Raw genomic sequence first — 22,013 nt, forward strand, 5'->3', positions numbered from 1 at the left:
CTCGCATCGTGGCGGCGCTGGCGCGTGGCAAGGCCCTGCGTCGCTGCACGTGGTCGTGTCGGGCAGTCGGCGGGCATGTGGAGGACGAGTCCCACGGGTGGTCAGCCCCTCAACCGTGAGGTGATTCGCACGGGCGGAGGATCGAGTCGGCGAAGACCTCCTCCGCTCGTGCGAATCTCCTCCCGCCCGATTCGGTCAGGAGGGAGGGCCGGCAGGCGGCACGGGGCGCCGCGGCCCCGCGCCAGCTCCTACTCCGCCCAGGGCACGCCGCGCACGCGGTGGTACGCGACCCCGAGCGCGTCGAGGTGCCGCCCCACGGCGGCCACGCGACCGAAGAACTCCGCGATGTCGCCGTCGCCGCGCACGCCGGTGTCCGACGCAGGACGCGGCGACCACCCGATCTCGGCGATCGCGAGGATCCGCGGGAACGCCATGAACTCGAGCTCCGAGTGCGCGCGGATGGTCTCCGTCCAGAGCGGCGCCTCGACGCCGAGGAGCTCGTCGTCGCCGATCCCGGGCACGACCGCCGCCGGATCCCACTTGAACGCCTCGTCGAGCGACGTCGGGCCCTTGGCCCAGTCGAGTCCGAGCCGGCCGCCGAGCGGCCCCTGCGGATCATCGACGTACTCCATGTCGAGGTAGGCGACGTCGGCGGGCGACATGATCACGCGTCCGCCCTGCTCGACGAACGACTGCGTCTGCGGCACCGCGTCGCCCTCGGGCTCGACGAAGCTCCAGTACTGCCCGATCGTGCCGGGCGGCAGCTCCCGCGAGGCGCCCATCTCGTGCCAGCCGATCACGGTCTTGCCCGTCGCGGCGCCGGCCGCGCCGATGCGGCGCACGAGGCCGAGGTAGTCCTCGGTGCTCGTCGAGAGCGACTCGTCGCCGCCGAGGTGCAGCCACGGCCCGGGCGTGAGCTCCGCGACCTCGCGCGTGACATCCGCGAGGAACCGATCGGTGACTTCGGCCCGCGACGGCGAGGCGCACAGCGACGAGAACCCGACCTCGGTGCCCTCGTACGGCTCGGGCGCGACCCCGTCGCAGTTCAGCTCGGGGTACGCGCTCAGCGCGGCGTTCGTGTGCCCGGGCAGGTCGAGCTCGGGCACGATCGTGATGAAGCGAGCCGCGGCGTAGTCGACGATGCGGCGGTAGTCGTCCTTCGTGTAGAAGCCGCCACCGTCCCCGCCGACCGACGTCGAGGCGCCGATCCCCGTGAGCTCGGGCCACGAGTCGATCTGCAGTCGCCAGCCCTGGTCGTCGGTGAGGTGCAGGTGCAGCACGTTGAGCTTCACGAGCGCCATCGCGTCGAGGGAGGCGAGCACGTCCTCGACGGGGAAGAAGTGCCGCGCGACGTCGAGCATCGCGCCGCGGTAGGCGAACCGGGGTGCGTCGGCGACGGATGCCGCGGGCACGGTCCATCCGCCCTCGGGCTCGCCGCCCGCGGCATCCGTGCGCTCGATCGCCGGGGGCAGCAGCTGCCGCAGCGACTGCGTGCCGCGGAACAGGCCCGCCGCCGTGTCCGCCGCGATCCGTACGCCGTCGCCGCCGGCCTCGAGCACGTAGCCCTCCTCGGCGCCGTCGGGCGCCGACCCGGCGGCCACGACGAACGCGAGGTCGGCGCGAGCCGAAGCGGATGCCCCGCCCTCCCCGTCGACCACCGGCAGTTCGAACCCGGTGGCCCCCCGCGCCTGCTCGGCGAACAACTCCGCGACCGCAGCGGCGCCCGCGCCCGACGCGACGATGCGCGACGACGCGTCGAGGCGGAACGGCGCCGCGTCGGGGTACTCGGCGGACGTGGGGGCGGGGACGATGCCGGTCACGGCGTCTCCGTTCTCTGGTGCGGTGCAGCCGGTCAGGGCGCCGAGCACGGCCGCGGCCACCGCGGCGGCGGCGAGTGCGGCGGTGCCCGGGCGGGCGGTGCGTCGATGCATGCGTCCCCTGGGTCGTGGCGGCCGGCGTCGGGCCGGACCACCCGGCACGACGATCCTCCCACCGATAAGGCAGGAGTCCTAACAAACACGTGCGTCCACCATCCTGCCACGCCTCGTCGTCGAAGGACAGCGTCGCCGGATGACAGGTGCGGATGCCGCCGACACGGCCGCGCGCGGCATCCGTTGCTATGCTTGCCACCGTCGCGACTGGCGTTGAGATGGGCACCCATCGGGGAGCGACTGGCACGGACCGACCGCACGCCTGGGCCGGTGCGCCTGCTGCCGCGCGAGTCGCGCTCGCAGCAGCACCCTTCAGGTCCGCATGTCATAAGGAGCCAGTCTTGGCCGAATCCGTCTTCAATGCCCCGCTGTCCGAGGTCGACCCCGAGATCGCCGAAGTCCTCGAGCTCGAGCTCGGACGCCAGCGCGACTACCTCGAGATGATCGCGAGCGAGAACTTCGTCCCGGTGTCGGTGCTGCAGTCCCAGGGCTCGGTGCTCACGAACAAGTACGCCGAGGGCTACCCCGGCCGTCGCTACTACGGCGGCTGCGAGTTCGTCGACATCGCCGAGTCGCTCGCCATCGAGCGCGCGAAGAGCCTCTTCGGCGCCGAGTACGCGAACGTCCAGCCTCACTCGGGCGCCACCGCCAACGCGGCCGTGCTGTCGGCCATCGCCACGCCGGGCGACACCATCCTCGGCCTCGAGCTCGCGCACGGCGGCCATCTCACGCACGGCATGAAGCTCAACTTCTCGGGCAAGCTCTACAACGCCGTGTCCTACGGCGTCGACCCCGAGACGTTCCTCGTCGACATGGACGTGGTGCGCGACAAGGCCCGCGAGCACAAGCCGCAGGTCATCATCGCCGGCTGGTCGGCGTACCCCCGTCACCTCGACTTCGCCGCGTTCCGCGAGATCGCCGACGAGGTCGGCGCGAAGCTCTGGGTCGACATGGCGCACTTCGCGGGCCTCGTGGCCGCGGGCCTGCACCCGTCGCCCGTGCCGCACGCCGACGTCGTGTCGTCGACCGTGCACAAGACGATCGGCGGCCCGCGTTCGGGCTTCATCGTCGCGCGCGACATGGAGCTCGCGAAGAAGCTCAACTCCAACGTGTTCCCGGGCCAGCAGGGCGGCCCGCTCATGCACGTCATCGCGGCCAAGGCCACGGCGTTCAAGATCGCGGCATCCGCCGACTTCAAGGACCGCCAGGAGCGCACCATCCGCGGCGCGCAGATCCTCGCCGAGCGCCTGACCGCCGACGACTCGCGCGCCGCCGGCGTCGACGTGCTCACGGGCGGCACCGACGTGCACCTCGTGCTCGCCGACCTGCGCAACTCCGCGATGGACGGCCAGCAGGCGGAAGACCTGCTGCACGACGCGCTCATCACCGTGAACCGCAACGCCGTGCCGTTCGACCCGCGCCCGCCGATGGTCACCTCGGGCCTGCGCATCGGCACGCCCGCGCTCGCGACCCGCGGCTTCGGCGATGCCGAGTTCACCGAGGTCGCCGACATCATCGCGCTCGCGCTGCAGGGCGGGGCGGATGTCGCGGCGCTGCGCTCGCGCGTCGAGGCGCTCACGGCGGAGTTCCCGCTCTACCCCGGCCTCCAGCAGTAGGGAGTGGCATGACGGCGATCACCCTCGACGGCGTCGCCACCGCGTCGTCCGTCAAGAACGAGCTGAAGAGCCGGATCGCGCTGCTGCGCGCCCACGGGGTCGTGCCCGGACTCGGCACGCTCCTCGTGGGCGACGACCCGGCGTCGCGGTCGTACGTCGCGGGCAAGCACCGGGACTGCGCCGAAGTCGGCATCGAGTCGATCCGCATCGACCTCCCGTCGTCGGCGACCACCGCCGACGTGCGGGCGGCGATCAAGGACCTCAACTCCTCGCCGGCGGTCACGGGCTACATCGTGCAGCTGCCGTTGCCCCCGGGGCACGACGAGAACGCGATGCTCGAGCTCATCGACCCCGACAAGGACGCCGACGGCCTGCACCCGACGAACCTCGGGCGGCTCGTGCTCGGCATCGAGGGCGAGCTGCACTCGCCCCTGCCGTGCACGCCCGCCGGCATCGTCGAGATGCTGCGCCGCTACGACGTGCCGATCCGCGGCCGTCACGTCACGGTCATCGGCCGCGGCCTCACGGTCGGTCGTCCGCTCGGGCTGCTGTTCACCCGCAAGGGCCTCGACGCGACCGTGACGCTCACGCACTCGCGCACGGCCGACCTGGCCGCCGAGGTGCGCCGCGCCGACATCGTCGTGGCCGCCGTGGGCGTCCCGCACCTCGTGCAGCCCGACTGGATCAAGCCGGGCGCCGCGGTGCTCGACGTGGGCATCACGCGCGTGCAGGACGAGGAGACCGGCAAGGGAAGGCTCACGGGCGACGTCGATCCGGCCGTCGCCGAGGTCGCCGGCCACCTGTCGCCGAACCCCGGCGGCGTGGGCCCGATGACTCGCGCGATGCTCCTCGCCAACGTCGTGAAGGCGGCCGAGCAGCGCCTGAACCGCTAGTCGCGGGGGCGCGACAGCGCTGACGCATCGGATGCCGCGAGCCTCGTGCTCGCGGCATCCGCTCGTTTCGGGCGGCCTCGCGCCCGCCCTCCCGTCTCTCCTCCGGCCAGGCCGGGGCGCGCCCTCCCGTCCGTCCCCTCTCCGGCAATCGCCCGTTCACCCCGCGTGCACGATCGCGCCACCGTCGCGGCATAGCTTCGCCGCATGGACCGCGACCAGCCGAGCGCCGACCGCGCGCACGCCGTGGCGATCATCCCGGCGCGGGGCGGCTCGAAGGGCCTGCCCGGCAAGAACGTGATGCGCGTCGGCGGGATCCCGCTCGTCGCCCGGGCGGTGGCCGCGGCCCGGGCCGCGCGCACCGTGGGCCGCGTCGTCGTCACGACCGACGACGGCGAGATCGCGCGCGTCGCTCGCGAGGCGGGCGCGTCCGTCGTGCAGCGTCCCGCCGATCTCGCGGGCGACACCGCGTCGTCGGAGTCGGCGCTGCTGCACGCGCTCGACGCGCTCGCGGGGATCGGCCGGGACGAGGCATCCGTCACGCTCTTCATCCAGGCGACGTCGCCCTTCATCGAGCCAGAGGATCTCGACGCGGCGGTCACCGCCGTCGCGACCGGCGAGGCCGACAGCGTCTTCGCGGCCGTGCCGAGCCACGCCTTCATCTGGCGCGACGAGCACGGTCGCAACTCGCGCGGCGCGTTCGGCGTGAACCACGACGCCGGCGTACGACTGCGGCGCCAGGACCGCCCGGCGGAGTTCCGCGAGACGGGCGCGTTCTACGCCATGCGCACGAGCGGCTTCCGCGAGGCGCGACACCGGTTCTTCGGCCGCATCGCCGTGCACCTCGTGCCCGACCTGCACGGCGTAGAGATCGACACCGCCGCCGACCTCGTCGTCGCGCAGGCGCTCGCGAACCTCATCGACGGCCCGTCGCACGCCATCGACGTCGACGCCGTCGTCACCGACTTCGACGGCGTGCACACCGACGACACCGCCATCGTGGGGGAGGCGGGCGTCGAGTTCGTGCGCGTCAGCCGCAGCGACGGCCACGGCGTCGGGCGCCTCCGCGAGGCCGGCATCCCGATGCTCATCCTCTCCGCCGAGACCCACCCCGTCGTGAGCGCCCGCGCTGCCAAGCTCGGCGTCGAGGTTCGACAGGGCGTCGCCGACAAGGCGACGGCACTCGCCGACTGGGCGAGCGCCCGCGGCATCCGCCTCGACCGCATCGCGTACCTCGGCAACGACCGCGGCGACCTGCCCGCGCTCGAGCTCGTCGGATGGCCCGTCGCGGTCGCCGACGCGATCCCCGAGGTCAAGCGGCTCGCCCGCGTCGTGCTCGAGCGCGCCGGCGGCCAGGGTGCGGTGCGCGAGCTCGCCGACGCCGTCGTGGCCGCACGTGCTGCGGCTTCCCCCGTCCTCACCACCGCCCTCGAAGGAGCCTGACAAATGTCAGCAGTGCGCATCGGCCGTTCGGTCGTCGGACCCGGCATGCCCGTCTACGTCATCGGCGAGATCGGCCTGAACCACAACGGCGACGTCGAGATCGCCAAGCGACTCATCGACGTGGCCGTCGAGTCGGGGGCGCAGGCGGTGAAGTTCCAGAAGCGCACGCCCGAGATCGCGACGCCCGAGCACATGCGCGACGTGCTCCGCGAGACGCCGTGGGGCACCATGACCTACCTCGACTACCGCCGTCGGGTGGAGTTCGGCGAGGCCGAGTACCTCGAGATCGCGTCGTACGCGCTGCGTGCGGGCGTCGACTGGTTCGCCTCCCCGTGGGACGTGCCCTCGGTCGAGTTCCTCGAGCGACTCGACGTCGTGGCGCACAAGATCGCGTCGGCGTCGGTCACCGACCTCGAGCTGCTCGAGGCCGTCGCCGCCACCGGCAAGCCCGTGATCCTCTCGACCGGCATGTCGACGCTCGACGAGATCGACCGAGCCGTGGAGGTGCTCGGTACCGAGCGGCTCGTGCTCATGCACGCCACGTCGAGCTACCCGATGCCGGCGGACGAGGCCAACCTGCGCATGATCCCGGCGCTCGAGAGCCGGTTCCCGGGGGTGCCGGTCGGCTACTCGGGGCACGAGCGCGGCCTGCAGATCTCGCTCGCGGCGGTCGCGCTCGGCGCGGTCGCGGTCGAGCGGCACATCACGCTCGACCGCGCGATGTGGGGCAGCGACCAGGCCGCCTCGCTCGAGCCGCAGGGCCTCGAGCACCTCGTGCGCGACATCCGCATCATCGGCGAGGCCATGGGCGACGGCGTGAAGCGCGTCTTCCCCGGCGAGGAGGCCCCGCGGGCGAAGCTGCGCCGGGTCCCGGCGTGACGGGCGGCTTCGAGCGGGCGGATGCCGCGGTCGCGGCCGATCCCGAGTGGGCGGATGCCGCGACGCGACGCCTCCTCGTCCTCGCCGACTCCGACTCCTACGTGAAGTGGGGCGCGGCGCTCGCCTCCACGCTGCCCGAGTCGTGGACGGCCCGGCTCGTGATCCTCGCCTCGCCCGTGATGCCGAGCGGACGTCAGCTGGCCGATGCGCTCGCCGGCACGCGGTTCACGAGCGGCGACGCGCACGTCGTCCACCTCGACGACCTCGACGCGCTCGTCGACGAGGCGCAGCCGCACGCGGTGCTGCTCTCGCTCCGAGGACCGTTCGTGCGCGTCGTCGCGCCCCTCCTGCAGCGCCGCGACGACCGGCCGGCGCTCCTCAGCGGGTTCCCCGGGCTCACGATCCCGGCGGTGCCGAAGGCGGTGATCTACCGCGAGCAGACCGATCTCATCGTGCTGCACAGCCGCCGGGAGGTGCGCGAGTTCGAGGCGAACGCGCTCGACCTCGGCGTCGACCCGGGGCTCGGGCTCGCGACGCTGCCGTTCCTCGCGACGGGGGCGCGCGGGGCCGTGCCCGCGGCATCCGATGGCGACGTCGTCTTCGCCGCCCAGGCGAAGGTGCCCGCGCAGCTCGAGGATCGCGTGCGCGTGCTCGCGGCCCTCGCGGAGCACGCCCGCCGGAACCCCGAGCGCCGCGTGATCGTGAAGGTGCGGGCGCGACGCGGCGAGGCGCAGACCCACCGCGAGGAGCACGACTACGCCGAGCTCGTCGAGGACCTGGGGCCGGCCGCGCCGCCGAACCTCGTCGTCGAGCACGGGCCCATGGCCGCGAAGCTCGCGCGGGCCGGCGCGCTCGTGACCGTCAGCTCGACGGCCGCGCTCGAGGCCGTGGCGATGGACCTCCCCGTGCTCCTCCTCGACGATTTCGGCGTCTCGCCCGCGATGATCAACACCGTGTTCGAGGGCTCGGGACTGTTCGGCTCGACGCACGACCTCGTCGCCGGCCGCTTCCGTCACGCGGCGCCCGCGTGGACCGCCGACAACTACTTCCACGGCCTCGACGGCGACGACTGGACCGGACGCCTCGACGCACTCGTCGCCGCCCGTGAGATCGTGCCCCTGCCGCCGATCGAGCGCCGCCACGACACGAGCGGCGGCGCGCTGCGCACCGCCTACGAGCGGCGCCGCATGCTCGGCGACTACGACCGCGATCCGGTCGGCACGGTGGCGTGGACGTTCGGCGTCGCGGCCCGCACGGCGGTGCGGCGTGCGCGCCGCCTGCGCCGGTGGCTGCAGCGCCCGACGGATGCCGCGACCGGCCGCACGGGCTCAGTCGACGGGCGCGGTGTGCTCCTCGACGTGCCGCAGGTAGGCGGCGGCGTTGCGGCGGATGCCCTCCCGCTCCGCGTCGGAGAGCTCACGCCGGACCTTGCCGGGCACGCCCGCGACCAGTGACCCGGGCGGCACCACGGTGCCCTCGAGCACGACGGCGCCGGCGGCGACGAGCGACCCCGAGCCGATGACTGCGCCGTTGAGGACGGTCGCGCCCATGCCGATGAGGCACTCGTCCTCGACGGTGCAGCCGTGCAGCACCGCGCCGTGACCCACGGAGACGCCGCGTCCGATGGTGAGCGGGAAGCCCGCGTCGACGTGGCAGACCACGGTATCCTGCAGGTTCGCGTCGGCGCCGAGCACGATGGGCTCGGCCTCGGCGCGCAGCACGGCGTTGTACCAGACGCTCGAGCCCGGCTCGAGGCGCACGTTCCCGACGATCACGGCGCCGGCGGCCACGAATGCGTTGTCGTCGACGACCGGGGCCGGGATGCCGGCGATGGTGAGGATGCGGGCTGAGGGGTCTGCGCTCATGGCGCCAGCCTATTCGGCCGCGTCCGTCCCCTCGGCGGGACGGGCGGTCCCCGAACTCCGACGCCGGCGCAGCGCGAGGACGACGAGGCGCACGAGCGCGCCCACGGCGAAGACGACGAGGCCGCCCACGACCGCCTCGACCGGCAGGGTGGCGACGAGCACGAGGCATCCGATCGCGCCGGCGATGCTGAGCCACCGCGGCACCCGTCGCTCCTCGCGCGGCTGCGTCACGGCGGAGAGGTTCGCGATCAGGTAGTAGACGAGCACGCCGAAGCTCGAGAAGCCGATGGCGCCGCGCAGGTCCGCCACCAGCACGAGCGCGATGACGGCAACCGCCACGACCACCTCGGCGACCCAGGGCACGTGCGAACGCGGATGCACCGTGGCCAGCGGCGTGGGCAGCTCGCGGTCGCGCGCCATCGCGAGCGCGGTGCGGCCGATCCCGGCGACGAGCGCGAGCAGGGCGCCGAGGGCGGCGATCGCCGCGCCGACCTGCACGACCGGCGCGGCCCAGCCCCAGCCGCTCACGACCACGAGGTCGGCGAGGGGGGCGTCGACCGCACCGGCGAGGTAGGCGGGGCCGAGGACGAGCAGCAGCACGATTGCGAGCGCCGCGTAGACCACCACGACGATGCCGAGCGCGATCGCGATCGCGCGAGGGATCGTCCGGGCCGGCTCGCGCACCTCCTCGCCGAGCGTCGCGATGCGGGCGTATCCGGCGAACGCGAAGAACAGGAGGCCGGCGGACTGCAGCACGCCGTACCAGCCGACGTCGGGGGTGCCCGCGGCCTGCTGCGGCGCGACGCCCGTCTGGAACAGGTGCGTCGCGCCGGCCGCGAGCACGAGCGCAAGCACCGCCAGCACCACGACCACGATGATCGTGGCCGCCCGCGCCGTGCGCGTGATCCCGAGGAGGTTGACGCCGGCCAGCACGACCACCGCGAGCACCGCGACCGGGCGCTCCCACTCCGTCGGCACCAGGTAGTCCGCCGCCGTCATGGCCATCGCCGCGCAGCTCGCGGTCTTGCCGACCACGAACCCCCAGCCCGCGAGGAAGCCCGGCCACGCGCCGAGTCGCTCGCGCCCGTACCGGTAGGCGCCGCCCGACTCGGGGTAGCGTGCCGCGAGCTGGCCGGTCGAGCTCGCGTTCGCGTAGGCCACGAACGCCGCGACCGCGAGGCCGACGAGGAGCCAGGCTCCGGCCGCCTCGGCCGCCGGATGCCACACCGCGAACACGCCGGCGCCGATCATCGACGCGAGGCCGATCGCGATCGCGTCGCGGAGCCCGAGTCGCCGGGCGAGGGAGGGCTGCTGGGCGGTCACGCGGGCACCCTACTCCACCGCGGTGAATCGCGTCCGCCGGGCCCGCCGTAGGATCGACGCATGCCCGCCGAGCAGACCAGCACGCCATCGCACGCCGCCGTCGACCGCGTCACCGAGGCGCTCCACGCGCAGGGTGTCACGCCCGAGGTGGTGTGGTTCGACGACGCCGTCACCACCGCCCAGCTCGCCGCCGACGCCCTCGGCGTGCAGGTCGGCCAGATCGCGAACTCGCTGGTGTTCACGCTCGACGACGAGCCCATCCTCGTGCTCACGTCGGGCGCGCACCGCGTCGACACCGAGTGGCTCGGCGGCGAGCTCGGCGGGGTCATCGGCCGCGCGTCGAAGGAGGTCGTGAAGTCGGCGACCGGCCAGGTCATCGGAGGCGTCGCACCGGTGGGGCATCCGTCGCCGGTTCGCACGTTCGTCGACACCGACCTCGCGCAGTACGACGAGGTGTGGGCCGCGGCAGGGCACGCCAAGACGGTGTTCCCCACGACCTTCGACGAGCTCGTGCGCATCACCGGCGGCACGCCGCGCGCGGTCGAGCCGAACGCGGCCACGGCGTGACGCCGCACGTCGCCTGGCCACGACCGGCCGGGGTGCTCGAGCTGCGGCCGCCGACCGCCGCCGACCTCGACGCGGTGCTCGCCTGGCGCAACCGGCCCGAGGTGACGCGCTGGCTGCTGCGCACCACCGTCGATCCCGAGGCCTACCGCCGGGCATGGTCGGCGGCCGCCGACGACCCCCACGACCACGCGGTCGTCGCGGTGGTTGACGGCGCGGTCGTCGGCACCGGGTCGCTCGAGGTGAGCGACGCGATGGGCCAGTTCGAGGGCGCGGATGCCGCCGACGGCCCGTCAGCTGCGGCGCCGTGGCGACGCAGGGAGGGAGGGCTCGGCTACCTCATCGACCCCGACCACGCCGGCCGCGGATACGCGACGGCGATCTCGCGCGCGCTGCTCGACCTCGCGTTCGACGAGCTCGGCCTGCACCGCGTCACGGCCGGGTGCTTCGCCGACAACGTGGCCTCGTGGCGCGTGATGGAGAAGCTCGGCATGCGCCGCGAGCAGCATGGCGTCAAGGACTCGTGGCACGCCGAGCTCGGCTGGGTCGACGGATTCACCTACGGGATCCTCGCCGACGAGTGGGTCACGCGTCGCGACGCGCGCCCTGGCTCGGGTGCACCGTGAACACCGAGGGCTCGCGGTAGCCGCGCTCCGCGAACGCCGAGCGCACCGCCCGGGTCAGGTCGGGCACGAGCTCGTCGGCGATGAGTGCGATGGCCGAACCGCCGAAGCCGCCGCCCGTCATGCGGGCGCCGACGGCGCCGTTGGCCTGCGCGGTCTCGACCGCGAGGTCGAGCTCGGGCACCGAGATCTCGAAGTCGTCGCGCATCGACACGTGCGACGCGTCGAGGAACGACCCGATCGCGCCCGGGCCCCGCTCGCGCAGGGCGCGCACGGTGTCGAGCACGCGCTGGTCCTCGGTGACCACGTGCCGCACGCGGCGGAAGGTCTCGTCGTCGAGGAGCGCCTGCGCGCGCGGCAGGTCGTCGGGCCGGAGGTCGCGCAGCGACTCGACTCCGAGCGCCCGCGCGCCGGCCTCGCACGAGGCGCGCCGGGCCGCGTAGCCGCCCGAGGCGTGCGCGTGCTCCACCCGGGTGTCGACGACCAGCAGCGACAGCCCGTGCGCCGCGAAGCCCAGCGGGATCACGTCGGCGTCGAGGCTGCGGCAGTCCAGGAAGACGCCCGCGTCGGCCTCCCCGAGGAGCGACGCCGACTGGTCCATGATGCCCGTGGGCGCGCCGACGACGCGGTTCTCGGCGAGCTGACCGACCTTCGCGAGCGTGGGCCGGTCGAGGTTGAGGCCCCAGTGCTCGTCGAGGGCGAGCGCGACCGCGGACTCGATGGCGGCCGACGAGGAGAGACCCGCCCCGATCGGCACGGAGCTCGTGATGTAGAGGTCGACCCCGCGCACGTGCTCGAGGTCGGCCCCGTGCTCCCCGAGCGCCCAGGCGACGCCGAGGGGGTACGCGGCCCAGCCGTCGACGGCGTCGGGCGCGAGCTCGTCGAGGTGCACCTGCACCGGCTCCGCCGCGAAGCTCGAGGCGACGCGGATGACGCGGTCGTCCCGGTCGCCGAGGGCGACGGCCGTGCGCTGGTCGATCGCGAACGGGAAGACGAAGCCGTCGTTGTAGTCGGTGTGCTCGCCGATGAGGTTCACCCGGCCCGGTGCGGACCATGCGCCGACGGGGCGCCGTCCGTACCACTCGGCGAATCCGTGCATCGCCTCGGCGACCTCGTTCATGCCTCGACCTCTCCGACCTCGTCGATCGCTCGGCGCAGGGCCTCGGCCTGCGTCTCCGGGGGGACGTCCCCGATCCATGCTCCCATCGCCGCCTCGGAGCCGGCGAGGTACTTCAGCCGGTCGGCGGCGCGGCGCGGGCTCGTGAGCTGGAGCATGAGCCGCACGTCGTCGCGGTGCTCGTGCACGGGCGCCTGGTGCCAGGCGGCGATGTACGGCGTGGGGGTGTCGTAGAGCCGGTCGACGCCGCGCAGGAGCCGCAGGTAGAGCCCGGCGAGCTCGTCGCGCTCCTCGAGCGTGGTCTCGGCGAAGTCGGGCACGTGCCGGTGGGGGAGCAGGTGCACCTCGATGGGCCACCTGGCCGCGAACGGCACGAACGCCGTCCAGTGCTCGCCGCTCAGGAGCATCCGCGGGCCCTTGCGCTCGCGCTCGAGGACGTCGGCCATGAGCGTGGGGCCGTAGGCGTCGATCGACGCGAGGAGCCGCTCGGTGCGCGGCGTGACGTAGGGGTAGGCGTAGATCTGCCCGTGCGGGTGCGGCAGCGTGACGCCGATCTCGCGGCCGCGGTTCTCGAACGGGAAGACCTCCTCGACGCCCGGCAGCGCCGACAGCGCGGCGGTGCGCTGCGCCCACGCCTCGATCACGGTGCGGGCGCGCGACCGGCTGAGCGTGCCGAAGGAGCCCTCGTGCTCGGGGCTGAAGCAGACGACCTCGCAGCGACCGACCGAGGGGCGCGTGCGCTCGAGTCCGACCTCGCGGAAGGCCGCCAGCGCGTCGGCGCTCGGCGCGTCGGCCGCGGCGAGCTCGGGCCCGAACGACGGCGAGCGGTTCTCGAACACCGCGACGTCGTAGCTGCTCGGGATCTCGGACGGGTTCGTCGGCGTCTGCGGCGCCAGCGGGTCGGCGTCGGCCGGCGGCAGGAACACGCGGTTCTGCCGGGCGGCGGCGATCGAGATCCACTCGCCGGTGAGCGGGTCCTGCCGCATCTGCGCGGTCGCGGGCCGGGGGTCGAGGGCTCGCGCGTCGATCGCGCGCTCGGGCGGGAGCTGCGTGTCGGCGTCGTCGAAGTAGATGAGCTCGCGGCCGTCGGCGAGCGTCGTCGGGCGCACGGCGATGCGGGGGTGGGTCTGCACGCGGCCACGATACGCGACTTTCGTTTCGCAAACAACCGGGTTTCGTATTGCAAAGTACGCCGTGGGCGCGCATGATGCCGGTATGACGGATGCCCCAGCCGTGACGAACGCGCCCATCGACGCGCCACGGCGCCGCGAGCTGGCCCTCGCGCTGGTCGCCGAGCGCGGCTTCGTTCGCGTCGCCGAGCTCAGCACCGCGTTCGGCGTCACCACCGTCACCGCCCGCGCCGACCTCGACGCGCTCGAGCGCCAGGGCGCCATCCGCCGCGTGCACGGTGGCGCCGTCCCGCTCTCGTCGGCCGTCGAGGCCGAGCGCCCCGACCGCGAACCGTCGTTCGAGGAGGCGCTCGCGGCATCCGTCGAACCCAAGCGACGCATCGGCGAACATGCGGCCGCCATGGTGCGCAGCGGCCAGAGCATCATCCTCGACGTGGGCACCACGACCCTCCAGATCGCGCGCGCCCTGCGCGACCGCACCGACCTCGAGGACCTCGTCGTATTCACGAACGGGCTGTCGATCGCGCTCGAGCTCGAGGACGAGATCCCGCGCTTCACCGTCGTCGTCACGGGCGGCACGCTGCGGCCCAAGCAGCACTCGCTGGTGCATCCGCTCGCCGGCTCGATGCTCGACGAGGTGCACGTCGACCTCGCGTTCATCGGCTGCAACGGCGTCGACCCGGTGCACGGCGTGACCAACGCCAACCTGCCCGAGGCGGCCGTGAAGGCGCTCATGCTGCGGGCCGCAGCACGCTCGGTCGTGGTCGCCGACGGCTCGAAGCTCGGCGAGGTGCACCTCGGCCGCATCGCCCCGATCGACGCGTTCGACGTGCTCGTGACGGATGCCGCAGCGCCCACGCCGCTCGTCGCCGAGCTCGAGGTCTCGGGGCTCGCGGTGCAGCTGGCGCAAGACCCTAGAGTGGACGCATGACTCTTCCCACGGGCGAGCAGTTCGAGCTCGAGACGTCGACCGCGAGCGGCGACCTGAAGGCGACGATCACCGCGGTGGCCGCGGGCATCCGCACCCTCAGCATCAACGGCATCGACCTCGTGCCCGCCTACGGGGAGGACCAGGCGCCGCCCATGGGCGCCGGCATCGTGCTCGCGCCGTGGCCGAACCGCATCCGTGACGGGCGGTGGACCCACGACGGCGTCACCCGCCAGCTCGCGATCACCGAGCCGGCGCGCGACAACGCCATCCACGGACTGCTGCGCTACACCGAGTACACGCCCATCGCGCGCGAGCGCGACTCCGTGACGCTCCGCGCCGTGATCTACCCGCAGCTCGGCTATCCGTTCCTGCTCGGCACGGCCGTGCACTACGAGCTCGTGTCCGACGGCCTGCAGGTCACCCACTTCGTGGAGAACCTCGGCGTCGAGGCCGCGCCCGTCGCGATCGGGTCGCACCCCTACCTGAAGATCGGCGGCGTGCCGACGGCCGACCTCTCGCTGCGGCTCGACGCCGCGAGCCACATCGAGGTCGACGACCGCCTGCTGCCCACGGGCGAGGTGCCGGTCGACGGCACCGAGTGGGACTTCCGCGAGGGACGCCGCGTGGGCGACGTCGACCTCGACGACGCGTTCGGCGAGCTCGCGAGCGAAGACGGCCAGGTGCTGCACACGCTCACCGCGCCCGACGGCCGCAGCGTGTCGATCTGGGCCGACGACGAGTTCGACTACGTGCAGGTGTTCACGACGCGCGAGTTCCCCGGCGAGCACGGCGACGTCGCGATCGCCGTCGAGCCGATGACAGCGCCCGCCGAGGCGTTCAACTCCGGCCGCGGCCTCCGCTGGCTCGGCCCGGGCGAGGACTGGCAGCTCAGCTGGGGCATCCGCTTCGAGGGCTTCAGCGCCGACTGAGCCTGGCGCGTCCCGCTCGCGCCGCTTCGCCGGCGCCCGTCAGCCGAGGCACGAACCCGAGTCGACGGGCTCCTCGAGCGAGGCCGCCTGGTCGGCCAGCGGCCGCAGCGTCGACACCGGGATGGCGAAGCCGACGTTCTCGACCGAGTCCGACTTGGCGAACACCACGCCGCCGACCGACCCCTCGCCGGTGAGCACCGGTCCGCCGGAGTTGCCGTGGTCGACGTCGGCCGCCAAGGTCACGATGTCGCGGACCGACGTCCGGCCCGACTCCTCGATCGTGATCGGGCCGATCGACATCACGCGCGCGGGCCGCACCTCGAGCGGTCCGCCGAACGGGTAGCCCGCCACGGCGACCTCGTCGCCCGACGCGGGCTCGGCGATCGCGAGGGGCGGCGTCGCCAGCCCCGAGACCGCGATGAGGGCGAGGTCGTTCGCGTCGTCGTAGGCGACGACGCGGCCCTGCACGGCCGGCTGGCCCGGCGCCTCGACGATCGGCTCGGTGACGCCGGCGACCACGTGGGCGTTCGTCACGATCCGGTCCTCGGCGACGACGAAGCCGCTGCCCGAGAGGTTGCTGCCGCACTGGTACGCGGTCCCCGTGATGCGCACCACGGAGTTCGACGCAGCGGCGAGGGCGCCGTCGTCGAGGCCGCCGGCGGGCAGCTGAGGCGCCTCGGTGGGGCCCTCGAGCACCTCGACCAGCCACGGGATGCCCTCGCCGAGCGCGGCAGTGCGCAACTCCGCGAGCAGCGTGCGCGCCGGCGCCGGCGTGACGAGGTCGAGCGTCGAGAGCACGCGGGAACCCGCGACCGCGGGCGAGAGCACCGGGACGCCCATCGCGGAGATGCCCGACCCCACGAGCGCCACGACGAACGCGGTCACGAGCAGGTTGCCGATCGCGCCGAGCACGCGGTCGACCACGGCGAGCTTCACGGCCTCGGCGCCATGCCGGAGCGCACGGCCGACGACCGCGCCGAGCCACGCGCCGAGCGACAGCAGCACGAGCGCGGTGAGTACCGCGACGGGTGCGCGCCACTGCGGCACCGGGATGAGGTTCGCCACCCAGGGCATCACGAAGTACGCGGCGATGCCGCCGAGGACGAGTCCGACGAGCCCGGCGGCGGTGCGCAGCAGGCCCGATCGGTAGCCGTTCACGACCGCGCCGATGAAGACGAGCACGAGCAGCACGTCGAGCACGATGCTCCACACCATGTCGGCTCCGTCCGCTCGTCGGGTCGCGGCCTCCAGCCTGCGGCATCCGCCTTCGAGACTGCTGCGAGCGGGCGCCGGTGGTGCGGGGCTCGACCGGAGGAGCGGGCCGGCCTGCAGGCACGCGGACGGGCGGCCACGAGGTCCCCCCGTCGTAGCCGCCCGCGTCCATGGCGCCGCCGCACGGTCACATCGGCATGAGCACCGTGTCGATCAGGTACACCGTGGCGTTCGCGGTGTGCACCCCGCCGCAGATCACCGCGGCGTCGTTCACCTTCAGGTCGTCGCCGGAGCCGGTGACCTCGACGGTGCCGCCCTGCACGGTGGTCTGCGTGCCGACGACCTCATCGGGCGAGAGCTGTCCGGGAACGACGTGGTACGTGAGGATCGACGTGAGCGTCGCGGAGTCCGTCTTCAGGGACTCGATCGTGGCGGCGTCGATCTTCGCGAAGGCGTCGTCGACGGGCGCGAACACGGTGAACTCGTCGCCGTTCAGGGTGTCGACGAGGTTCACGTCCGGGTTCAGCTCGCCGGAGACCGCGGCCACGAGCGTCGTGAGCAGCGGGTTGTTCGACGCCGCGACGGCGACGGGGTCGGTGGACATGCCGACGACGGAGCCGGGGCCATCGGGCACCTGCTCCGCGTAGGCCGCGCAACCGGGACCGACCAGGTCGGCCGCGGGGTCCATCTCCATGGCCTCCTCGGTCGGCTCGGCGGACTCGGTCATGGCCGGCGCGTCGCTCTCGGCGGCGTTCCCCCCGGACATGCTGCAGCCCGAGAGGCCGAGCATCGCGAGGGCGACGACGGAACAGGCGGCGAGGGCTGCTCGGGTGCTGCGGGTTGAGGATCGCATCGGTTCACTCCTTCGTCAGGCGGCCACGAGCTGGGCCGTTGCGAGGGATTCGAGACCGAGCACCGACCGGATTGGAACCGACGGCGACCAATCGCATCCGCGCACCGCTGCGAATCACGGGTGACCTCGAGAAAGCAGGACCTCCGTGATCACGCTCGCCCTCATCGGCCTCCTCGGCGGCCTCATCACCGGCATCTCGCCGTGCATCCTCCCCGTGCTGCCGGTGATCTTCCTCTCGGGCGGCGCGCAGAGCGCGAGGGGCACCGCGGATGCCCCGCAGGCGAGCCGGTGGCGTCCCTACCTCGTGATCGCGGGGCTGGTCCTCAGCTTCAGCGTCTTCACGCTCGTGGGCTCGCTCCTTTTGGGCCTCCTCGGACTGCCGCAGGACGTGCTGCGGTGGGCGGGGATCGTCGTGCTCGTGCTCATCGGCGTCGGGCTCATCGTGCCGCGGTTCGAAGAGTTGCTCGAGAAGCCGTTCTCGTGGATCCCGCGCAAGGACGTGGGCACGGAACGCGGCGGGTTCGCGCTCGGCTTCGCCCTCGGCGCGGTGTACGTTCCATGCGCCGGGCCCGTGCTCGCCGCGATCACGGTCGCCGGATCGACGGGTCGGATCGGCGTGGAGACGGTGGTGCTCACCGTCTCGTTCGCGATCGGCGCCGCGCTGCCGCTGCTCGTCTTCGCGCTCGCGGGCCGGCGGGTCGCGGAGCGGGTGCGGACCTTCCGGACGCACCAGCGCGGCATCCGCATCGCCGGCGGCGTCGTGATGATCGCGCTCGCGGCAGGTCTCGTGCTCAACCTGCCGCAACTGCTGCAGCGTCTCGTGCCCGATTACACGAGCGGCTTCCAGGATCAGCTCGCCGACTCGGAGGAGGTCACCCGCGCGCTCGACCTCGGCGGCCTCGTGAACGACGAGAACGCGGAGCTCGACCGGTGCACGAACGGCGCGGCGGAGCTCGAGTCGTGCGGCACGGCGCCGTCCCTGAAGGGCATCGAGCAGTGGTTCAACACCGAGGGCGGCGCACCGGTCGAGCTCGCGGAACTGCGGGGGCGGGTCGTGCTCGTCGACTTCTGGGCGTACTCGTGCATCAACTGCCAGCGCTCGATCCCGCACGTCGTGGCGTGGGACGCGGCGTACCGCGACGCCGGTCTCGCGGTGGTCGGCATCCACTCGCCCGAGTACGCGTTCGAGAAGGAGCCGCGCAACGTCGAGGCCGGCATCGCCGCATTCGGCATCCGGTACCCGGTCGGCCTCGACAACTCGCTCGCGACCTGGACGAACTATCGCAACCGGTACTGGCCCGCGCACTACCTCATCGACGCCGAGGGCACCGTGCGGCACATCTCGTTCGGCGAGGGGAACTACGCCGCCACCGAGGGCCTCATCCGCGAGCTGCTGGTGCAGGCCGATCCCGCGGTCGCACTGCCCGCGGCCACCGAGCAGGCCGACGACACCCCCGAAGCCGGTTCCACGACACCCGAGACGTTCCTCGGCACCACCAAGCAGGTCAACTTCGCGGGCGAGGAACCCTACCGGCGGGCGACCACTGCATTCGCGTTCCCCGAGCGGATGCCCGCCGACGCCTTCGCGCTCGACGGCTCGTGGGCGCTCGACACGCAGTCGATCGCTCCATCCGACGCTGCCGCCCGCGTGCGCCTGTCGTACACCGGACGCGAGGTCCGCATGGTGCTCGGCGGCACCGGGTCCGTGACCATCGACGACGGCAGCGGCGAGGCGCGTCGCATCGAGGTTTCCGGCGTGCCGCGGTCCTACCGGCTGCTCGCGACGGATGCCGCGGCATCCGGCACCCTCACCGTCACCGTGTCGGCCGGCGTCGACGCCTACTCGTTCACGTTCGGATGATCACCCATGTGCTGGCTCCGCCCACCGCGCCGTCGACCGGCCCGGCCCGCGGCCCGCGATCTGCCATGCTGGGACACGTGGCAGGTGACGGCGACCGGACGTCGGCGTCGCAGCCGACCGTCGACGAGTTGCTCATCGCGATCGGTCGGGGCGACCGAACGGCGTTCGGCGAGCTCTACGACGCGACCTCGCCGCGCGTCTTCGGGCTCGTGCGGCGCCTCGTCGTCGACGCCGCGCAGGCCGAGGAGGTGACCCAGGAGGTGTACCTCGAGATCTGGCAGCATGCGCCGCGATTCGACGCGGCGAGGGGCAGCGCAATCGCCTGGATGTTCACGATCGCGCATCGCCGCGCGGTCGACCGCATCCGCTCGGCCCAGGCCGCGCACGACCGCGACCTGCGCATCGGTGCGCGCGATGTCGACGTCCCGGTCGACACGGTCGCCGAGGCCGCCGAGACGAGCATCGAGCACGAGCGGGTCGTGGGCGCGCTCGGCGAGCTCAGCGACCTCCAGCGCGAGTGCGTCGCGCTGGCGTACTACGGCGGCCTCACGCAGTCCGAGATCGCCGAACGGCTCGACGTCCCGCTCGGAACGGTGAAGACCCGGCTCCGCGACGGGATGATCCGCCTGAGGCACGCGTTGGGGGTGACGACATGACCGACCACGACGAGGATCGCGATCGCGAACGACGCGCCGAGGCGGCATCCGCCGGCCGGCCGGCCTCGATCGAGGCCTTCCGGGGACTCGCCGCCGCCTACGCGCTCGACGCCCTCGACGCCGACGAGCGCGCGGACTTCGAGCGCGCCCTCGACGGCTCGCCCGAGCTGCGCGCCGAGGTCGACGCGTTCCGGGCGTCCGCCGCGCACCTCGCCGAGCAGGTCGAGCCCGTCTCGCCGCCGCCGTCGCTCCGCGACCGGCTGATGGCCGACGTCGCCGAGACGCCGCAGGCCGGGTCGACGGATGCCGCGACGGCGGTCGAGCCTCCGGCTGCGGATGCCGCGACGTCTGCTGGGTCGCAGCCGGTCGGCCCCGCGCACGCCGTTGCCCAGCGGCGCTGGTTCCAACGGCCTGGCGCCATCATCGCAGCGGCCGCCGCCGCCGTGCTGCTCGTCGTCGGCGTCGTGGTCGGCGTCGGCTGGCCGGGGACGAACGGGTGGGGCGCGCAGCGCGAGCGGGCCGCGATCGCCTCGGCTCCCGACGCCCAGTCGCAGACGCTCGACGTCGAGGGCGGCGGGCAGGTCACCCTCGTGTCGTCGGCCGAGCAGGGCCGGTCGGTCGTGATCACCGAGGGGCTGCCCGAGCTCGCCGCGGACCAGACCTACGAGCTCTGGTACATCGACGACGCCGGTGCTGCGCCGGCCGGCACGTTCGACGCATCCGGCGACGAGACCTGGCGCGTGCTCGAGGGCTCGTTCACGCCGGGGGTGGTCGTCGGCATCACGGTCGAGCCCGCCGGCGGTTCGCCGCAACCCACGACCGAACCGATCGTCGCCATCGAGACGTAGTCGGGAGTCCACAATCGACGGGGTCGGCGCACGACCGTCCGTTATGGTTCGAGGTGCCCGACGGCATCGGCGCCGGGCGCAGCACACGACGAGGGAGTGACGGATGCGCGTCGGCATGTTCCTGAACTACGCGGGCGGCTTCCGGGAGGTCGCCGACGAGGTCGCCGAGCTCGAGGCATCCGGCGTCGACCTCGTCGCGGTGCCCGAGGCGTACTCGTTCGACGCGGTCAGCCAGCTCGGGTTCCTCGCGGCGCGTACGAGCCGCATGACGCTCATGTCCGGCATCCTGCAGCTCTACACGCGCACGCCGACGCTCACCGCGATGACGGCGGCCGGCCTCGACTACGTCTCCGACGGCCGCTTCGAACTCGGCGTCGGCGCATCCGGACCGCAGGTCGTGGAGGGCTTCCACGGCGTGCCGTACGACGCGCCCGTCGGCCGCATCCGCGAGCTCGTCGACGTCTGCCGCCAGGTGTGGCGACGGGAGCCGGTGGTGCACGAGGGGCGCCACTACAACATCCCGCTGCCCGCGGGGCAGGGGACGGGGCTCGGCAAGCCGCTGAAGCTCATCAACCACCCGGTGCGGGCGCGGATCCCGATCACGGTCGCCGCGCTCGGACCGAAGTCGGTCGAGCAGACCGCCGAGATCGCCGAGGGCTGGTTGCCGATGTTCTTCCACCCCGAGCGCGCCGCGGCCGTCTGGGGCGACGCGCTGGCGGCGGGAGCGGCGAAGCGATCGGCCGACCTCGCGCCGCTCGACGTCTTCGCGAGCCCCGCGCTCGCCATCACGGATCACCCGGAGGCCGTGCTGCCCCTCGTCAAGCCCCAGCTCGCGCTCTATGTGGGCGGCATGGGCGCGCGCGGCAAGAACTTCTACACCGACCTCATCGCGAGCTACGGCTTCGAGACGGAGGCCGCGCGCGTGCAGGACCTCTACCTCGAGGGACGGCGCGACGAGGCGGTCGCGGCGGTGCCCGACGAGCTCGTGCGGGCGATCTCGCTCATCGGGCCGGCGTCGTACGTGGCCGAGCGCGTCGCGGCCTTCCGCGAGGCGGGCGTCACGACGCTGGCCGTGACGCCGCTCGCGCGCGACTCGGCCGAGCGGGTGACGTTGATGTCGGGCTTCCGGCGGCTCGTGGGCTGAACGGATGCCGCGGCATCCGCCCGCACCGGGAAGTACCCCAAAACGGGGCACGATGCTGGCGCGGGAACGCGCTCGGGATTAGCGTTTGTGTCACCCGCACGATGCCGTGGGGGAAGGGGAACCTGGGGAGGAGCCGCCGTGGCGGGGACGTTCGAGCTCTGAGCCTGGGTCGCACCCGTCTCGACGCTCGAACCCCCG

At 73.3% G+C, this 22,013-nt stretch carries 19 protein-coding genes, 1 pseudogene and 1 riboswitch; of the genes and pseudogenes, 13 read left to right on the forward strand and 7 right to left on the reverse strand.

Annotated features, from left to right (window positions below; all coding sequences use genetic code 11):
- Positions 1-248: 248 nt before the first annotated feature.
- The gene (locus tag ACWGO8_RS12820; RefSeq protein WP_452043391.1) at positions 249-1,931 is read right to left on the reverse strand and encodes a beta-N-acetylhexosaminidase; all 1,683 of its coding nucleotides are present in this window, start codon (positions 1,929-1,931) and stop codon (positions 249-251) included.
- Between the two features lie 193 nt (positions 1,932-2,124).
- Positions 2,125-2,206: riboswitch (ZMP/ZTP riboswitch) on the forward strand.
- 66 nt (positions 2,207-2,272) lie between these two features.
- On the opposite strand from ACWGO8_RS12820, the gene glyA reads away from it, so the two are divergent.
- The 5 genes and pseudogenes from glyA to ACWGO8_RS12845 form a co-directional block, all read left to right on the forward strand.
- On the forward strand, positions 2,273-3,547 hold the full coding sequence (gene glyA, locus ACWGO8_RS12825; protein WP_376954105.1) for a serine hydroxymethyltransferase: 1,275 nt from the start codon (positions 2,273-2,275) through the stop codon (positions 3,545-3,547).
- A gap of 8 nt (positions 3,548-3,555) precedes the next feature.
- Positions 3,556-4,440 (forward strand): bifunctional methylenetetrahydrofolate dehydrogenase/methenyltetrahydrofolate cyclohydrolase, encoded by an 885-nt coding sequence (locus ACWGO8_RS12830; protein WP_452043392.1) that lies wholly within the window; start codon positions 3,556-3,558, stop codon positions 4,438-4,440.
- Positions 4,441-4,644: 204 nt separating this feature from the next.
- Positions 4,645-5,880, forward strand: a complete 1,236-nt coding sequence (locus ACWGO8_RS12835; protein ID WP_452043393.1) for a cytidylyltransferase domain-containing protein — start codon at positions 4,645-4,647, stop codon at positions 5,878-5,880.
- Positions 5,881-5,883: 3 nt separating this feature from the next.
- Positions 5,884-6,759: an N-acetylneuraminate synthase family protein gene (locus ACWGO8_RS12840; protein ID WP_452043394.1), complete on the forward strand. Its 876-nt coding sequence runs from the start codon at positions 5,884-5,886 to the stop codon at positions 6,757-6,759.
- A pseudogene (locus ACWGO8_RS12845) lies at positions 6,756-7,841 on the forward strand (DUF6716 putative glycosyltransferase); the annotation flags it as partial. The gene ACWGO8_RS12840 and the pseudogene ACWGO8_RS12845, both read left to right, overlap by 4 nt.
- Before the next feature lie 246 nt (positions 7,842-8,087).
- Here ACWGO8_RS12845 and ACWGO8_RS12850 read toward each other — a convergent pair.
- Both ACWGO8_RS12850 and ACWGO8_RS12855 read right to left on the reverse strand, forming a co-directional pair.
- Positions 8,088-8,624, reverse strand: coding sequence for a gamma carbonic anhydrase family protein (locus ACWGO8_RS12850; protein ID WP_452043395.1), 537 nt, complete (start codon positions 8,622-8,624; stop codon positions 8,088-8,090).
- 9 nt (positions 8,625-8,633) lie between these two features.
- On the reverse strand, positions 8,634-9,947 hold the full coding sequence (locus ACWGO8_RS12855; RefSeq protein ID WP_452043396.1) for an APC family permease: 1,314 nt from the start codon (positions 9,945-9,947) through the stop codon (positions 8,634-8,636).
- Between the two features lie 60 nt (positions 9,948-10,007).
- Between ACWGO8_RS12855 and ACWGO8_RS12860 the strand changes: the two genes are divergently transcribed.
- Together ACWGO8_RS12860 and ACWGO8_RS12865 are read left to right on the forward strand one after the other, a co-directional pair.
- Positions 10,008-10,514 carry a YbaK/EbsC family protein gene (locus tag ACWGO8_RS12860; protein ID WP_452043397.1) on the forward strand — a complete coding sequence of 169 codons (507 nt, stop codon included), beginning with the start codon at positions 10,008-10,010 and terminating at the stop codon, positions 10,512-10,514.
- Positions 10,511-11,137: a GNAT family N-acetyltransferase gene (locus tag ACWGO8_RS12865; protein ID WP_452043398.1), complete on the forward strand. Its 627-nt coding sequence runs from the start codon at positions 10,511-10,513 to the stop codon at positions 11,135-11,137. Before ACWGO8_RS12860 ends, ACWGO8_RS12865 begins: the two co-directional genes overlap by 4 nt.
- Here the strand turns inward: ACWGO8_RS12865 and galK are convergent.
- Complete coding sequence (galK, locus tag ACWGO8_RS12870) at positions 11,097-12,254, reverse strand: galactokinase (protein ID WP_452043399.1); 1,158 nt, start codon at positions 12,252-12,254, stop codon at positions 11,097-11,099. The two genes, ACWGO8_RS12865 and galK, sit on opposite strands and share 41 nt — an antisense overlap.
- Positions 12,251-13,384 carry a galactose-1-phosphate uridylyltransferase gene (gene galT / locus ACWGO8_RS12875; protein ID WP_452043400.1) on the reverse strand — a complete coding sequence of 378 codons (1,134 nt, stop codon included), beginning with the start codon at positions 13,382-13,384 and terminating at the stop codon, positions 12,251-12,253. Before galT ends, galK begins: the two co-directional genes overlap by 4 nt.
- Positions 13,385-13,466: 82 nt before the next feature.
- Between galT and ACWGO8_RS12880 the strand changes: the two genes are divergently transcribed.
- Both ACWGO8_RS12880 and ACWGO8_RS12885 read left to right on the forward strand, forming a co-directional pair.
- Positions 13,467-14,312: a DeoR/GlpR family DNA-binding transcription regulator gene (locus tag ACWGO8_RS12880; protein WP_452043401.1), complete on the forward strand. Its 846-nt coding sequence runs from the start codon at positions 13,467-13,469 to the stop codon at positions 14,310-14,312.
- Positions 14,309-15,241 (forward strand): aldose 1-epimerase family protein, encoded by a 933-nt coding sequence (locus ACWGO8_RS12885; RefSeq protein ID WP_376954121.1) that lies wholly within the window; start codon positions 14,309-14,311, stop codon positions 15,239-15,241. Before ACWGO8_RS12880 ends, ACWGO8_RS12885 begins: the two co-directional genes overlap by 4 nt.
- A 39-nt stretch (positions 15,242-15,280) precedes the next feature.
- Here the strand turns inward: ACWGO8_RS12885 and ACWGO8_RS12890 are convergent, their stop codons facing one another.
- On the reverse strand, positions 15,281-16,456 hold the full coding sequence (locus ACWGO8_RS12890; protein WP_452043402.1) for a MarP family serine protease: 1,176 nt from the start codon (positions 16,454-16,456) through the stop codon (positions 15,281-15,283).
- A gap of 184 nt (positions 16,457-16,640) precedes the next feature.
- Entirely contained in the window at positions 16,641-17,306 is a 666-nt protein-coding gene (locus ACWGO8_RS12895; protein ID WP_452043403.1) for a fasciclin domain-containing protein, read from the reverse strand.
- 145 nt (positions 17,307-17,451) lie between these two features.
- Here ACWGO8_RS12895 and ACWGO8_RS12900 point away from each other — a divergent pair, with 145 nt between their 5' ends.
- From ACWGO8_RS12900 to ACWGO8_RS12915, 4 genes are all read left to right on the forward strand, one after another.
- Positions 17,452-19,167, forward strand: coding sequence for a cytochrome c biogenesis protein DipZ (locus ACWGO8_RS12900; RefSeq protein ID WP_452043404.1), 1,716 nt, complete (start codon positions 17,452-17,454; stop codon positions 19,165-19,167).
- A 65-nt stretch (positions 19,168-19,232) separates the two neighbouring features.
- Positions 19,233-19,823: an ECF RNA polymerase sigma factor SigK gene (gene sigK / locus ACWGO8_RS12905; RefSeq protein WP_452043405.1), complete on the forward strand. Its 591-nt coding sequence runs from the start codon at positions 19,233-19,235 to the stop codon at positions 19,821-19,823.
- Entirely contained in the window at positions 19,820-20,671 is an 852-nt protein-coding gene (locus ACWGO8_RS12910; RefSeq protein ID WP_452043406.1) for an anti-sigma factor, read from the forward strand. The genes sigK and ACWGO8_RS12910 overlap by 4 nt, the downstream gene beginning before the upstream one ends.
- A gap of 103 nt (positions 20,672-20,774) precedes the next feature.
- Positions 20,775-21,815 carry an LLM class F420-dependent oxidoreductase gene (locus tag ACWGO8_RS12915; protein WP_452043407.1) on the forward strand — a complete coding sequence of 347 codons (1,041 nt, stop codon included), beginning with the start codon at positions 20,775-20,777 and terminating at the stop codon, positions 21,813-21,815.
- Positions 21,816-22,013 lie beyond the last annotated feature (198 nt).

This window comes from Agromyces sp. NPDC055661 (assembly GCF_053618135.1).

Coding starts and splice junctions, on each gene's coding strand:
- ACWGO8_RS12860 (WP_452043397.1), top strand. CDS start 10,008: ATGCCCGCCGAGCAGACCAGCACGCCATCGCACGCCGCCGTCGACCGC.
- ACWGO8_RS12850 (WP_452043395.1), bottom strand. CDS start 8,624: ATGAGCGCAGACCCCTCAGCCCGCATCCTCACCATCGCCGGCATCCCG.
- ACWGO8_RS12820 (WP_452043391.1), bottom strand. CDS start 1,931: ATGCATCGACGCACCGCCCGCCCGGGCACCGCCGCACTCGCCGCCGCC.
- ACWGO8_RS12885 (WP_376954121.1), top strand. CDS start 14,309: ATGACTCTTCCCACGGGCGAGCAGTTCGAGCTCGAGACGTCGACCGCG.
- ACWGO8_RS12830 (WP_452043392.1), top strand. CDS start 3,556: ATGACGGCGATCACCCTCGACGGCGTCGCCACCGCGTCGTCCGTCAAG.
- galK (WP_452043399.1), bottom strand. CDS start 12,254: ATGAACGAGGTCGCCGAGGCGATGCACGGATTCGCCGAGTGGTACGGA.
- ACWGO8_RS12910 (WP_452043406.1), top strand. CDS start 19,820: ATGACCGACCACGACGAGGATCGCGATCGCGAACGACGCGCCGAGGCG.
- sigK (WP_452043405.1), top strand. CDS start 19,233: ATGCTGGGACACGTGGCAGGTGACGGCGACCGGACGTCGGCGTCGCAG.
- ACWGO8_RS12915 (WP_452043407.1), top strand. CDS start 20,775: ATGCGCGTCGGCATGTTCCTGAACTACGCGGGCGGCTTCCGGGAGGTC.
- ACWGO8_RS12890 (WP_452043402.1), bottom strand. CDS start 16,456: ATGGTGTGGAGCATCGTGCTCGACGTGCTGCTCGTGCTCGTCTTCATC.
- ACWGO8_RS12895 (WP_452043403.1), bottom strand. CDS start 17,306: ATGCGATCCTCAACCCGCAGCACCCGAGCAGCCCTCGCCGCCTGTTCC.
- ACWGO8_RS12880 (WP_452043401.1), top strand. CDS start 13,467: ATGACGGATGCCCCAGCCGTGACGAACGCGCCCATCGACGCGCCACGG.
- ACWGO8_RS12840 (WP_452043394.1), top strand. CDS start 5,884: ATGTCAGCAGTGCGCATCGGCCGTTCGGTCGTCGGACCCGGCATGCCC.
- ACWGO8_RS12835 (WP_452043393.1), top strand. CDS start 4,645: ATGGACCGCGACCAGCCGAGCGCCGACCGCGCGCACGCCGTGGCGATC.